General features: G+C 70.7%; 10 protein-coding genes. 4 read left to right on the plus strand and 6 right to left on the minus strand.

Features of this window, described 5'->3' with window-relative positions; genetic code table 11:
* Positions 1-6 precede the first annotated feature (6 nt).
* From AB4Y91_RS08195 to AB4Y91_RS08210, 4 genes are all read right to left on the minus strand, one after another.
* On the minus strand, positions 7-945 hold the full coding sequence (locus AB4Y91_RS08195; protein ID WP_441418175.1) for an ABC transporter ATP-binding protein: 939 nt from the start codon (positions 943-945) through the stop codon (positions 7-9).
* 83 nt (positions 946-1,028) lie between these two features.
* On the minus strand, positions 1,029-2,171 hold the full coding sequence (locus AB4Y91_RS08200; protein ID WP_441417993.1) for a LolA family protein: 1,143 nt from the start codon (positions 2,169-2,171) through the stop codon (positions 1,029-1,031).
* Positions 2,172-2,231: 60 nt separating this feature from the next.
* Positions 2,232-5,042: a PEP/pyruvate-binding domain-containing protein gene (locus AB4Y91_RS08205; RefSeq protein ID WP_441417994.1), complete on the minus strand. Its 2,811-nt coding sequence runs from the start codon at positions 5,040-5,042 to the stop codon at positions 2,232-2,234.
* A gap of 47 nt (positions 5,043-5,089) precedes the next feature.
* Positions 5,090-6,127, minus strand: a complete 1,038-nt coding sequence (locus tag AB4Y91_RS08210; RefSeq protein WP_441417995.1) for a universal stress protein — start codon at positions 6,125-6,127, stop codon at positions 5,090-5,092.
* 378 nt (positions 6,128-6,505) lie between these two features.
* On the opposite strand from AB4Y91_RS08210, the gene AB4Y91_RS08215 reads away from it, so the two are divergent.
* Positions 6,506-7,159: an FAD-binding protein gene (locus AB4Y91_RS08215; protein ID WP_441418176.1), complete on the plus strand. Its 654-nt coding sequence runs from the start codon at positions 6,506-6,508 to the stop codon at positions 7,157-7,159.
* Positions 7,160-7,180: 21 nt separating this feature from the next.
* On the opposite strand, the gene AB4Y91_RS08220 is transcribed toward AB4Y91_RS08215, so the two are convergent.
* Positions 7,181-7,858 carry a copper resistance CopC family protein gene (locus AB4Y91_RS08220; RefSeq protein WP_441417996.1) on the minus strand — a complete coding sequence of 226 codons (678 nt, stop codon included), beginning with the start codon at positions 7,856-7,858 and terminating at the stop codon, positions 7,181-7,183.
* A gap of 112 nt (positions 7,859-7,970) precedes the next feature.
* Here AB4Y91_RS08220 and AB4Y91_RS08225 point away from each other — a divergent pair, with 112 nt between their 5' ends.
* The gene (locus tag AB4Y91_RS08225) at positions 7,971-9,413 is read left to right on the plus strand and encodes an NCS2 family permease (RefSeq protein ID WP_441417997.1); all 1,443 of its coding nucleotides are present in this window, start codon (positions 7,971-7,973) and stop codon (positions 9,411-9,413) included.
* 170 nt (positions 9,414-9,583) lie between these two features.
* On the plus strand, positions 9,584-10,555 hold the full coding sequence (gene hutG, locus AB4Y91_RS08230; protein ID WP_441417998.1) for a formimidoylglutamase: 972 nt from the start codon (positions 9,584-9,586) through the stop codon (positions 10,553-10,555).
* A 34-nt stretch (positions 10,556-10,589) separates the two neighbouring features.
* Here the strand turns inward: hutG and AB4Y91_RS08235 are convergent, their stop codons facing one another.
* Positions 10,590-11,894 (minus strand): cation:proton antiporter, encoded by a 1,305-nt coding sequence (locus AB4Y91_RS08235; protein WP_441417999.1) that lies wholly within the window; start codon positions 11,892-11,894, stop codon positions 10,590-10,592.
* A gap of 190 nt (positions 11,895-12,084) precedes the next feature.
* Between AB4Y91_RS08235 and AB4Y91_RS08240 the strand changes: the two genes are divergently transcribed.
* A complete protein-coding gene (locus AB4Y91_RS08240) occupies positions 12,085-12,321 on the plus strand; it encodes a hypothetical protein (RefSeq protein ID WP_441418000.1) in 237 nt (78 codons plus the stop codon).
* Positions 12,322-12,381 lie beyond the last annotated feature (60 nt).

A 12,381-nucleotide genomic window follows, 5' to 3' on the forward strand; every position in this document is an offset into this window, starting at 1 on the left:
GTCGAATCACTGGGCAACGTCGAACCCCTCCCCTGTCAGCTCGACGAAGCGGTCCTCGAGGCTGCCCTGTTCCACGGTGAAGCCGCGGACCCGGACGTCGGCCGCTACGAGGGCCGCCACCAGCTGTTCGGGCGTGGGGGCGCCTCCGGCGGGGCCGGAAGGCAGCGGCGCATAGAGCACCTCGCCCGCGGCTGCGGATCCCCCGCCGTCGGGCTGTCCGCTGCCAGAACCACCGCCGTCGGGGGTCAATCCCAGGCCGGCCATCACCCTGGCCGCGGCGCCGGGGTCGGGCGTCAGCAGCCGGACCCTGGACTGCCCGGCCTGCCGCAACCCCGCCAGCGGGCCCTGGGCCACCAGGCGTCCGGCACTCATGATGGCCGCGTGCGTGCAGATCTGTTCCACCTCGGCGAGCAGGTGGCTGGAGACGAACACCGTGGCGCCGTCCGCGGCCAGGGACCGCACCAGGTGCCGCACCTCGCGCGTGCCCTGCGGGTCCAGGCCGTTGGTCGGCTCATCCAGCACCAGGAGCTCCCGGGGTGCCAGCAGGGCATTGGCGATCCCCAGCCGCTGCTTCATGCCCAGCGAATAGGCCCGGACTTTCTTGTCCGCGGCGTGCGCCAGGCCCACCCGTTCCAGCGCGGTGCGCACCCGCGCGCGCCGCGTCCCGGCCTGGGCCTCCGGATCGGCGGCGTCGAAGCGCAGCAGGTTCGCGGCTCCCGAGAGGAAGGGGTAGAAGGCCGGCCCCTCGACCAGGGCGCCCACCCGCGGCAGCACGGTGCGCAGTTGCCGCGGCATCTCCTCGCCCAGGACGCGGACCGAGCCGCTCGACGCAGCTGCGAGGCCCAGCATAATCCGGATGGTGGTGGTCTTGCCGGAGCCGTTGGGGCCCAGGAAACCGAAGACCGAGCCCCGGGGTACGGCCAGGTCGACGCCGTCGACCGCCATTTGCCGGCCGAAGCGCTTACTCAAGCCCCGGGTCTCGATGCTCAGTTCGGCGGACGGCAGTTCGGGTAACGGCGCGACGGCGGTCACCGGGCGGCAGCCGCGGCCTGGAGCCGTTCCAGCGGGACCGACCCGGCGAAGACGCGGCCGTCGTCGAGGATCAGCACGTTCAGCAGGGCGGTCGAAAGGAGCCTGCCGCCGGCCACGGGCACCGTCGCCTGGGCCAGCAGCGACGCCGCGCTCCCGGGGCCGCCCTGCTGCTCCGGCCCTCCCTTGGCCGGTGCTGCCTTGGTCAGGGAGCCAGCCGGCAGTTCGACGACGGATTCCCAGCCGGTTCCGCTGACTTTGACCTTGTCCTTCGACGCCGTGCCGGGGGCCTTTGTGGCTGTGCCCGGGGCCTTCGTGGCAGTGCCGCGCTTTTCCTTGGCGCCGGTCGCCTTGTGGTCCGGGACCGGGAGCTCCTTGACGGTGGCACCCGGGGGCGGGCTGAACTGGAAGATCGCGGCGTCCGGCGCCTGCAGCGAAAGTTTGGTGAACGCGACGCTGAACGCCGGATCGGACTGGCCGCGGGCCTTCACTTCAACGCCGAGCGGCATTCCGCTCTGGCCGTCCACCGAAATCGAGACGGAGGCCAGCAGCGTGGCCGTGGACCTGGGGGTGAGCACCAGCTGGTAGGCGGGGCGGCCGGCGACCTCAACATCCGTCCCGACGCTCACATTGCTGCTCCGGTCGAGGGCGGCGAGCAGCTTGGCGGCCAGGCGGTCCGGGGTCGGCACGGATTCCTGTCCGGACGGGTGACGGCCGCCGGCCGGGAGGACCGCGTGCGCGGCGGTGTTGTCCTTGGAGTTGTAGAACCAGAGCTGGTCGCCGTGCCGGATGACGTCACGTTCGGCGAGCCGGTCCAGCACTTGGATGCGGGCACTGTCCGCCCCGTCGCGGTAGACCCGGGCCGTGTGCGGTCCTGTCAGCAGCTCCAGCCAGGCGGTGTCACCGGACGCGGTTCCCGGGCCGGTTTTGGGAAGGTCGGGCAGGCCCAGGTCCGAGGTCTGTTCCAGGGTTCCGGAGAAGGACGGGTCGCGGTGCTGGGCGATCAGCTCCAGCACCTGCTCGGGTGATTTGGCGGGCAGCGGGTCCCCCGCGCTGGCCGGCAGGGATCCCGCCAGCACCCCGGCGGCGATCACGGCGGGAACGGTTGCGGCTGGCAGCCAGCGCAACCAGGTACGGGTCATTGCGACCGCGCTCCATCTTGGCAGCTCATGTTTCAACATTACGCCCGGATGCGGCCGGCATCACCGTGTCCCGGCAGATTCCTCCGGGGCAACGCCCGCCGGTGGCCCGCCGCCGTTCCGCGGCCCGTCCGGGACTACGGTGCCGGCGGCGCCGTCGACCGTGACGGCCTGCCCGGTGACGATCAGCGAGGTGGCGTCCGGGACCCCGACGATTGCGGGAATCCCGTACTCCCGGGCGACGACGGCGCCGTGCGAGTTGGGGCCGCCCATTTCCATCACGAGGCCGCCGGCAGTCAGGAACAGCGGCGTCCAGCCCGGATCCGTGGAGGGTGCCACGAGGATCTCGCCGGGCTCCAGCCGCGCCCCCTGCGGCTCAAGGATGACGCGGGCGCTGCCGGTGACGGTGCCGGCCGATGCGGGCGTGCCGGTCAGCACTCCGGGGGTTCCTGCCCCCGCCCCGGCGGCGCCGTCCTGCAGCGCCTCCGGTTCCGTCCCGTCCGAGAGCAGCACCCGCGGAATGTGGCGGCGGCCCAGTTCGCGGGCATAGGCTGCGCGGCGTTCCGCGACGAGGTGCTGCAGCTGGCTCCCGGCGAGACCGTTACGGACCTCGATCAGGTCCAGGAAGAAGACGTCGTCCGCGTCCGTGAGACGTCCGGACGCCACCAGCTCCGTCCCGATGGCCTGGAGCTGTCCCCGCACCGCGGCCATCGCCTCGACGATGTGGTACTTCGGCAGTTCGCGCAGCCCGGCGAACATCCGGGTGCGCTTCAGTGCCGCCCGCACCAGCGCGGCCCGCAGCCTGCCCCGCTCCCCCGCGGCGGCGACCAGTCGCTCCACCTGGGCCTCGGCGTCGCGCGCCGCCTTGCTGAACTGCCGGTCCGGGGCCTGGCCCGGATCCTCCAGCCGCAGGTAGTTGGCCAGGACGCCGAGGAGGTGGGTCGGATCGTCGGACCAGCGGGGCATCCCGAGGTCTATTTCCGCCACCGCCCGGTGACCGTAGCGGCCCAGGAAGCCGGCGATCCCGGATTGCACGACGGCGGGCAGCGTCCGGTCGCGGTAGCGGCGGACGAGGTCCGGCACGACGGCATCATCGAAGCCTGCGCCGTCGAAGACGGCGGTTGCGCTGGCGTCGGCCCGGATGGCCGAGGCGAGCCGCCAGAGGGCCAGGTCCATTTCGGTGGTGACGTTGTTGGGCAGCCCCCGCAGGACCGGCTGCAGCGCACCTGGGCCGCCGGCAGGTCCCAGCAGCCTGCCGGCGGCCGCGAGCAGGGCAAAGCCCAGGGCCGGCAGCGGGAGGACATTGGGCACCACCGGGAAGAGCTCCCGGCCCAGGATGCGCTCCACGTGGTCCAGCCGCTGCACCGCGGTGGACCCGGCGGGGACCACCAGGGTGCCCCGGAACCGTTCGCCGAACTGTTCCGCCCGGCGCAGCGCGACCTTGGGCCTGAACAGGGCACGAAGCAGCGACCCGGGCACCCTGGCCCGCGCCGCCACGGGGCCGATGTGCCGCAGCAGCCGCCACGGGGACCTGCTGGTGACGGAAAACCGGGGGTCCCCGAACAGCTCCCGCAGCACTGCCGCGGAGCGGGCTTCCATCACGTCGAAAACCCGGGGCACGATGGCCCGCCCGACGGTACTGCGCACCACCGGGGTCAGGTCGAAGAAGAGCCGCTGCCCGGCCTGGACATACGGCGTCGGCCCGTCGTGCGGTGCGGGAACCTCGAAATGCGCCGCCCGCGCCACGGACGAAGCGATCAGCCGGAAGCCTGCCAGCCCCATCGGGGTCAGTGGCCGGGTCAGGCCCTGGGCCAGGCTGAAGCAAAGGTAGACGCGGGTTCCATCGCGGACCGGCGCCCGCTCCGGCCGCTCCGGCAGGGGGTAGAGCGTGGTGATGGGACGCGACTGCGTCAGCCATGCCGCTCCGCCGCTGTCGATCGCCCATTCGAGGTCCTGCGGCGCCCCGAAGTGCACCTCCGCGCGGCGGCCGAGCAGCTCCAGGCCCAGGAGCTGGACGTCGTCGACACAGGGCTGCGGGCCCGCGCCGGACCGGGCGGTCCGCTCGGTCCGCTCCGTTCCGCCGCCCGGCACCGGCCGGATCACCACCGCTTTGCTCCCGATCCGGCGCTCGAGAATTCTCCGGGTGCCGCTGTCAATGACGAAGTGGTCCGGGTTGACCGCCCCGGACACCACCGCCTCGCCGAGGCCCGGGCTGGCATCGATGACCGCCTCGTGCCGCCTGCCGGTGACCGGATTGGCGGTGAACAGGACGCCGGCCACGGCTGCGTCCACCATCCGCTGGACCACAACGGCGAGCGACACGGCCGCCGGACTGATCCCCTGGATGGCGCGGTAGCTCACGGCGCGGTCGGTCCAAAGCGAGGCCCAGCACTGCCGGACGGCGGCCAGGACCGCGTCGGCGCCCACGACGTTCAGGAAGGTGTCCTGCTGTCCGGCGAAGCTGGCGAACGGCAGGTCCTCGGCGGTAGCGGACGAGCGGACCGCCACCGGGGTGTCCGGTCCCAGCGCCGAATAGGCCTCTCTGACGGCCTCGGCAATGTCGGCCGGGATGTCCACGGCCAGGACCAGGCGGCGGGCGGCGGCGGCCAGTCCGGCGAGTCCGGGAAGGTCCCCCGGTGCGGCCGCGGCCAACCCGGCGTGGACGGTGTCGAGCCCTGCACCCGAGGTGGCGCGCCGGTAGGCCTGTGTGGTCAGGCAGAAGCCGGCCGGCACCGGGAGCCGTGCGCGCAGCAGTTCGCCGAGGTTGGCGGCCTTGCCGCCGACGGCGTTCAGCAGTTCCGCGCCGACCAGCTCCAAGCCGAGCACCAGCCCCGGGCCATGCCGGGGCGCGTTTGGAACGGGTAACTGCTCCACCTGCCGGCCCTCCCTTCACTGGGGAAGCGCGTGCTCCCGGGTCCGGGCTACGAGTCGCCGAGCATCGGTCCGAAGCTGGGCCGGTCGGCCAGCCGCGGGTCATCCCGGTCCGGAACCACCATGACGGGGCCCTTCGCGTGGTGCAGGATGCCGTCCGAGGTGGATCCCAGCAGCATCCCGGCGAAGCCGCCGCGGCCGCGGGTGCCCACCACCACGAGTTCCACGTGCCGGCTCGCCTCGACGAGGATGTCGATCGGCGACCCGTCGACGAGCTGGGTTTCGACGTCGAGCCGGGGGAAGTGGCTCTTAATCCAGGCCACGCCGGCGTCGAGCTGGACCCGGATATCGGCAAAGAGGGCCTCGCGGTCCATCGGGGCCGGAACCCAGGCAAGCGAGCCGCTGTACTGCGGAACGGCGCAGACCAGGCGCAGCGTCGCGGAGAGGCGTTCAGCCTGGGCGGCCGCTTCGAGGACCGCCACCCGGGCCTGCTCGGAGCCGTCCACGCCCACCACCACGACGTTTTCCACCGGCTGGTGGCCTGACTTTTCCCGTTCGGCACGGACGTGTTTGTCCTGCGTGGTTTCGCCCAGCCGGTCGCCGCAGATCAGCGGCACCGTGACCGTGGGGCATTTGGCGTGGGCGGGAAGCGCGCTGCTGACCGAACCGAGGAGCCGGCCCACGAAGCCGCCCCGGCCGCGGGTTCCGAAAACCAGCAGCTCGGCGGTTTCCGTCATTTCCAGCAGGACACCGGAGGCGTCGCCATTCTCCACCGAGGCATCGACGTCGATGGAGTACCCGGCGACCTTGTCCAGCGCCTGCTTCAGGATGGCCTCCGCGCCCTCGCGGATTACCGAATCGTCCACCGTCGCGTACCCGCCGTCCAGCCCGGACGCGGCAAAAACCGGCACCGAGTAGGCGGTCACGATGTGCAGCGGACGGTGCCGGCGCTCGGCTTCCCGGGCCGCCCACACCAGGGCGCAGTGGCTGTGGTCCGAGCCGTCAACACCGACCACTATGCCCCGAGGAGCGGAGCCGTGGCCGGCGGCGTCCCCCGCCGGATCCGGATGCACCTGTTCTCGGGCCATGGGGTCCGCCTCCTCGCGTTACGTGGCTGTGTTGCGGCTATTCTGCCAGAAGAGTCAGGCCGCGGCTTCCACCCGGGACGCAGGCAAGGTTTACCCAGTGTTTACACGGCCTCCGTGGCCCCGGAAACCCGCGGATCATTGGTTAATGCGTCTGCCGGAACCCGGACAAACCGGCGAAAACCCGCATAAATACAATGTCGGGCCGGCCCTGTTCACAGCCCGCAATCTTGGGTATCCTCTGAGGCATTGCTGAACCGAGACTCGTCTTTCAGATCGCAGCCTCCCCTGTGGAGTGCGTCGGGACGGATCGCCGGAAAAGCGTTCCGGGCATGGGCCCGGAATCCGCATCATTCGAGGAGGGACCCCGCAGTGTCGAGCATGCCTGTGTACGGCGGAATCGAACGGACCAGCACTGTGGTCATCGGCACGGGCCTGTCCGGGCTGGCGGTCGCCAGCGAGCTGCAGCGCCGGGGGGTTGAAGCCATCGTGGTGGACGGCCTGGATCTGCTCGGGGCAGGGAACCCGGCCAACACTTCCTCGCTGCAGCGCTGCGACGCGGCGGACGCAGCCACCCTCCGGGAGCGCAACGAGATCCTGCGCCACCTGCGGAACTACGCCGCCAGCCACCACCTCGATGTCCGTAACAACGTCCGCGCGCTGCAACTGGACCACCTTGACGCGGATGGCCCGGCGGACGCCAGCCTGGACTTCCAAGGAACCGGGCAGCCGGCACAGCAGTGGGCCGTCAGCACCCCCAACGGAATCCTATACGCCGACCATCTGGTCCTCACCCGCTGCGCGCACAGCCAACTGCGCCGCATGCTCGCTGAGCTGGGGGTTGCCGCGGGCCAGAACCTCATGGCGGCCATGCACGCACTCGGCATGTACCTCGTCGGCGTGGGCGAGCTGATTACCCCCACGCCGAAGGAAGTCCTGCGCCAGGCCAAGCTGGTGGGCCAGGCGATTTCCGCCAAAGTCCATCCGGAAGGCATGCCCGCGCTGCTGTCCGCGGGACTGGCGCTGCCGGCCTAGGAGCCGTCTGCGGCCTCCAGCCTAGCTCCGGGGTCCCCCGGTGGATTCGTCCGGGTTGGTGGCTGTGTCGGCGTCTGTCTCGGCGTCGCCGTAGCCGTCTTCGTCGTCGCCGCCATTGAGCCGCCGCTTTGCCATCAGGCCCAGGGCCACCAGGATGCCGACCGCCACCGCCACGAAGATGACGATGCTCCACGGAAAGGGCTGCGAGGCGTCCGGCGCCGGCGAGGGCGCGATGGTCGTTCCCGGCTGGGCGGTACCCAGCGTCGGTACCGTGCCCGGCGCAGGTGCGCTGCCGGCCGCCGTCGCGCCGGCCGCCGCGGTAAAGGTGAAGGTGCCCTCTATCGGGTGGCCGTCCGAACTGGCCACCCGCCACTGCACCGTGTAGAGCCCGGCCGGCGCGCCCGCCTTGAGCTTTTGCGAGGCCACGTTGTCCACGATGTCCACACCGCCATCGGCCCAGTTGCTGCCGGTGGCGTCGCTGACCTTGATCTGTGTGCCGAGGGCGAGCGGATGATTGCTGAGCGTGATCGCAACCGCTGCCGGCGGGGTGGGCACCGTCGCGCCGGCGGCGGGACTGGTCGACTCCACGGCGTCGTGGGCCGACGCCGGACCGGCAGCCAGGAGGGCTGAGCCCAGCAGGACCGTGGCCGCCACGATCAGGCCCAGCAGGGCGCCCGGAAGTTGTCGGATGAAACGCATGGCTGGCCTGCTCCTTGTGTTGGCTTCCTTACAGACTAGGCGAGTTTGGCGGGTGGGCGCCGTCACGCCTAATAGGATTTAGCTAACACCCCTTTTCCCTCCCGGAGGACCAATGCTTAAGCAGGGCTCTGCACTCGACCGGTATTTCAAGATTTCCGAGCGGGGGTCGAACTTCTCGCGCGAGATCCGTGGCGGGTTCGCCACGTTCTTCGCCATGAGCTACATCGTGGTGCTGAACCCGCTGATCCTTTCCGGCCCGGATTCGTCCGGTGGAACGCTCGGTTTCCCGGCCGTCGCCGCCGTGACCGCCCTCGTGGCCGGCATCCTGACCATCCTGATGGGAGCCTGGGCCAAGCATCCCTTCGCGCTGGCAACCGGCCTCGGCGTCAACGCCTTCGTGGCCGTCACCGTCGCCACCAACCCGGGCCTGACCTGGCCGGACATGATGGGCCTGGTGGTCCTCTCCGGCGTCACCATGCTGATCCTGGTGCTCACCGGTTTCCGGACCGCCGTGTTCCGGGCGGTCCCGGAAGGGCTGAAGACGGCGATCGTCGTCGGCATCGGCCTCTTCATCGCCCTGATCGGCCTGGTCAACGCCGGCTTCGTCCGCCGCATCCCGGACGTCGCGGGCACCACGGTCCCCGTCGGCCTCGGCTTCGACGGCAAGCTGCTGGGCTGGCCCACGCTGGTGTTCGTGATCGGCCTGGTCCTGACCATCGCCCTCGTGGTTCGCAAGGTCAAGGGCGCGATCCTGATCGGCATCATCACCTCCACCATCCTGTCCGTGATCCTGGAATTCACCCTGCACATCGGGCCCAGCTTCGACGGCAAGAACTTCAACCCGCAGGGCTGGTCCCTCGTGGCGCCCAAGTTCACCGAATGGGCCGCCCCGGACCTGTCCCTGATCGGCAAGGCCAACCCGTTCGGCGCCTTCGAGCACCTCGGCTTCGTGGCCGCGACCCTGCTGGCGTTCGTGATCCTGCTGAGCATCTTCTTCGACGCCATGGGCACCATGGTTGGCCTGGCCACCGAGGCCGGCACCATCGACAAGGACGGCAACATCCCCAACGTGGACCGCGTGCTGCAGATTGACGCCCTGGGCGCAATCGTGGGCGGCGGCGCGTCCGTCTCCTCCAACCAGATCTACGTCGAATCGGGCGCAGGCATCGGCGAAGGCGCCCGCACGGGCCTGGCCTCGATCGTCACCGGCCTGCTGTTCCTCGTTGCCATGTTCTTCACCCCGCTGATTAACCTGGTGCCGTTCGAAGCCGTGGCTCCGGCGCTCGTCGTCGTCGGCTTCATGATGGTCTCCCAGGTCGGCAAGATCGACTGGCAGGACTGGGGCATCGCGATTCCCGCGTTCCTGACCTTCACGCTGATGCCGTTCACCTACTCGATCGCCAACGGCCTCGGCGCCGGATTCATCTCCTTCGTGCTGATCCGCCTGGTCCAGGGCCGCGCCCGCGAGGTGCACCCGCTGATGTGGGCCGTGGCCGCCGCGTTCCTGCTGTTCTTCGGGATCGGCCCGATCGAGGCCGCGCTCGGCATCCACTAAGGATCCCGGACCGACTCCCATCCGCCGAGATGGCATTTCGCGGCAGTGTTTTCGTAGAACATTGCCGTGAAATGTCATCTCGGCGGCGTTTAAGCAGGGTTTCCGGGATTTCGGACACTCCGACGGCGGCGCTGCTGGTTTTCCGGCACGGGCTGCGGTGAGCTAGGGACATGCCTTCTTCCGCCCGCACCGCCGACGTCCCGCCGCAGCCCTGGACCGGACGGTTCGACGGCGACGGCGCCGACCACCGCCGCTGGTGGCAGGCCGTGACGCCCTACACTGCCCACCCGCTCGGGCACCGGCAGCCGGCCGCGTCCGCCGGCGCGCGTCCCGCTGTCATCCTCGGCTTCGGCAGCGACGCCGGAGTGCGGCGCAACAAGGGCCGGGTCGGGGCCGCCGCCGCGCCGGCCGCCATCCGCGCCGCCCTCGGCCCGCTCGCGTTCCATCTGGACCGGGAAGTGCACGACGCCGGCGACGTCACCGTCACCGGGGACGCGCTGGAGGCCGGGCAGGCACGGGCCGGGCTCGCCATCACCGGCCTGCTCGACGCCGGCGCCCTGCCGGTGGTCCTCGGCGGCGGCCACGAGACCGCCTTCGCCAGCTACCTTGGCGTGGCCGGCTCCGCCGCGGTCCGGGAGGGGCTGAAGGTGGGCGTGCTGAACCTGGATGCGCACTTCGACCTCCGCGACGAGCCGGTGCCCAGTTCCGGCACCCCGTTCCTGCAGATGGCCCGGGCGGAAGCCGCCGCGGGACGCGAACTAAAGTACGCCGTCGTCGGGATTTCCGAACCGAACAACACCAAGGCGCTGTTCCGGACCGCCGCGGAACTGGGCGTGGACTACCTGCTGGACGAGGACTGTACCGCGGACGCCGCGCAGGCTTTCGTGGCCGCGTTCCTGGCCCAGGTGGACGCGCTGTACCTGACCATCGACCTGGACGTGCTGCCGGCGTCGGTGGCGCCCGGGGTGAGCGCCCCGGCGGCCTACGGCGTCCCGCTGCCGGTGATCAGCGCCGTCTGCCGGCAGGTGGCCGCGAGCGGGAAACTGCTGCACCTTGATGTCGCGGAGCTGAACCCGGACTTCGACGTCGACGGTCGTACCGCCAGGGTCGCCGCGCGGCTGATCAACACACTGCTGCGGTAGCTGGCCGGCGGCGCGGCACGGCTCGCCGGGGCGCTCAGATGGCGGTGCGCGGCGCCTGCCCCTCGTCGCCGTGCTGCTCCACCGCGCGGCGCTCACGCAGCCGGTCCAGCCGGTTCATCACCGGCGCCGTCGTCGCGCCGTGCAGCACGATCGACATGGCCACGACCAGTCCCACAAACGCCCAGAGTTCCTGCGCCTGGGCGCTGAAGTTGCCGCGGCCGAGGGCGTAGCCGAGGTAGTACAGCGAGCCGATGCCGCGGATGCCGAAGAAGGAGATGGCGATGCGTTCCCGCGGGCCGGTCTTGCCCCGGGCCAGCCCGAGCCAGCCCGCCAGCGGTCGGACCAGGAGCAGGAACGCCAACGCCACCAGCACCTCGGCCCAGCCGATCCCGGCCAGCAGGCCGCGTGCGATCGCCCCGCCCAGCAGCACCAGGATGACCACGGTCATGAGCCGTTCCAGCTGCTCCACGTACGAGTGCATCACCCGGTGGAAGCCGTGCGTGCGCTCGGCGGCCCGGATGGTGACAGCGCAGACGAACACTGCGACGAAGCCGTAACCCTCGACCATCTGCGTGACGCCGTAGGCAAGGAATGTCGCCGCGAGGGCCACAAAGCCCTCGGAGTGGTTGGAGAGCCGGACGCTCTCATGCCGGGCCGTGAAGAAAAGCCGCCCCAGCAGCTTGCCCGTCGCGAGTCCCAGCAGCACGCCGATGCCGATCCGCCAGAGCACGTCCACGGCCAGCCAGTGACCCAGCCAGCCCGACGGCGAGGCGCCCACGAAGCTGATGGCGATGGCCAGGTAGACGAAGGGGAACGCCAGCCCGTCGTTCAGGCCCGCTTCGGAGGTGAGGCCGAAGCGGATCTCGTCCTCGCGCTCGGTCTCGCCTTCCTCGTCCGCGGGCTCCCCCACCTGCACCTCGGAGGCCAGGACCGGGTCGGTCGGGGCCAGGGCGGCCGCGACCAGGAGCGCGGCCCCAAGGCCGAGCCCCAGGAACCACATTCCCAGCAGGGTCAGGCCGATGATGCACAGCGGCATGGCCAGGCCCAGCATCCGCCAGGTCGTGGACCACCGCCGGCGACCGACGGGCCGGTCCAGCGCCAGTCCGGCGCCCATCAGCGAGATGATGACGCAGACTTCGGTCAGGTGGGTGAAGAACTCCCCGTGCTGCAGGGGGTCGGGGTTCGGCAGGGCCGGCATCAGCGTGAACGCCAGCATCCCTGCCCCGAGGAAAACCATCGGCATCGACAGGGGCGCGTTGCGCAGCAGCTTGGGCAGCACCGCCGCGATGAAGACGGCGATTCCGGCCGCAAAAAAGACAATACTGGGAGCTTCGAACATGTGCACGCCCTCCTGCCACAACCGGGGTGCAGGCCCGGAATGGGTCGGGGCGCCGTTCCAACAGAACGGCGCCCCTCGCCTAAAAAGATATACCGCCACCTGCACACTATCGGCTCCGGACCCGGACGCCACGCCGGACAGACTAGAATAGCGGGTGGCCAACCGGCCAGATTCTAGGAAAGACCAGTCAATGAACACACACACCATGCGGACCCAGGCCTCTGACGCCACGTCCATCAAGCTCTCGTTTGCCAGGGCGGAGGAGGTCCACCACGGCCTCGAAAACGCCGTCAACACTCTGATCGCTTCGGCCGTCCAGGACCGCCGCTGCGGGATCCGGGTTACCCGCCACGAGCCGGGCGCCTACACCGTGGCGCTGGACGACACCGTGCCCTTCGGTGAGACCCACGAGGACGTCGCGGCCTAGTCAGCGCGGGCCGGAACAGGCCAAGGGCCGGTGAGGGATGCACCCCTCACCGGCCCTTCT

It is taken from the genome of Arthrobacter sp. YAF16 (assembly GCF_052113385.1).
In the GTDB taxonomy this organism is placed as follows: domain Bacteria; phylum Actinomycetota; class Actinomycetes; order Actinomycetales; family Micrococcaceae; genus Arthrobacter.

What these genes read in the sequence shown, in the direction of transcription:
- AB4Y91_RS08195 (WP_441418175.1), bottom strand. Translation starts at nt 945, where the DNA reads ATGGCGGTCGACGGCGTCGACCTGGCCGTACCCCGGGGCTCGGTCTTC.
- AB4Y91_RS08210 (WP_441417995.1), bottom strand. Translation starts at nt 6,127, where the DNA reads ATGGCCCGAGAACAGGTGCATCCGGATCCGGCGGGGGACGCCGCCGGC.
- hutG (WP_441417998.1), top strand. Translation starts at nt 9,584, where the DNA reads ATGCCTTCTTCCGCCCGCACCGCCGACGTCCCGCCGCAGCCCTGGACC.
- AB4Y91_RS08220 (WP_441417996.1), bottom strand. Translation starts at nt 7,858, where the DNA reads ATGCGTTTCATCCGACAACTTCCGGGCGCCCTGCTGGGCCTGATCGTG.
- AB4Y91_RS08215 (WP_441418176.1), top strand. Translation starts at nt 6,506, where the DNA reads ATGCCTGTGTACGGCGGAATCGAACGGACCAGCACTGTGGTCATCGGC.
- AB4Y91_RS08240 (WP_441418000.1), top strand. Translation starts at nt 12,085, where the DNA reads ATGAACACACACACCATGCGGACCCAGGCCTCTGACGCCACGTCCATC.
- AB4Y91_RS08235 (WP_441417999.1), bottom strand. Translation starts at nt 11,894, where the DNA reads ATGTTCGAAGCTCCCAGTATTGTCTTTTTTGCGGCCGGAATCGCCGTC.
- AB4Y91_RS08200 (WP_441417993.1), bottom strand. Translation starts at nt 2,171, where the DNA reads ATGACCCGTACCTGGTTGCGCTGGCTGCCAGCCGCAACCGTTCCCGCC.
- AB4Y91_RS08225 (WP_441417997.1), top strand. Translation starts at nt 7,971, where the DNA reads ATGCTTAAGCAGGGCTCTGCACTCGACCGGTATTTCAAGATTTCCGAG.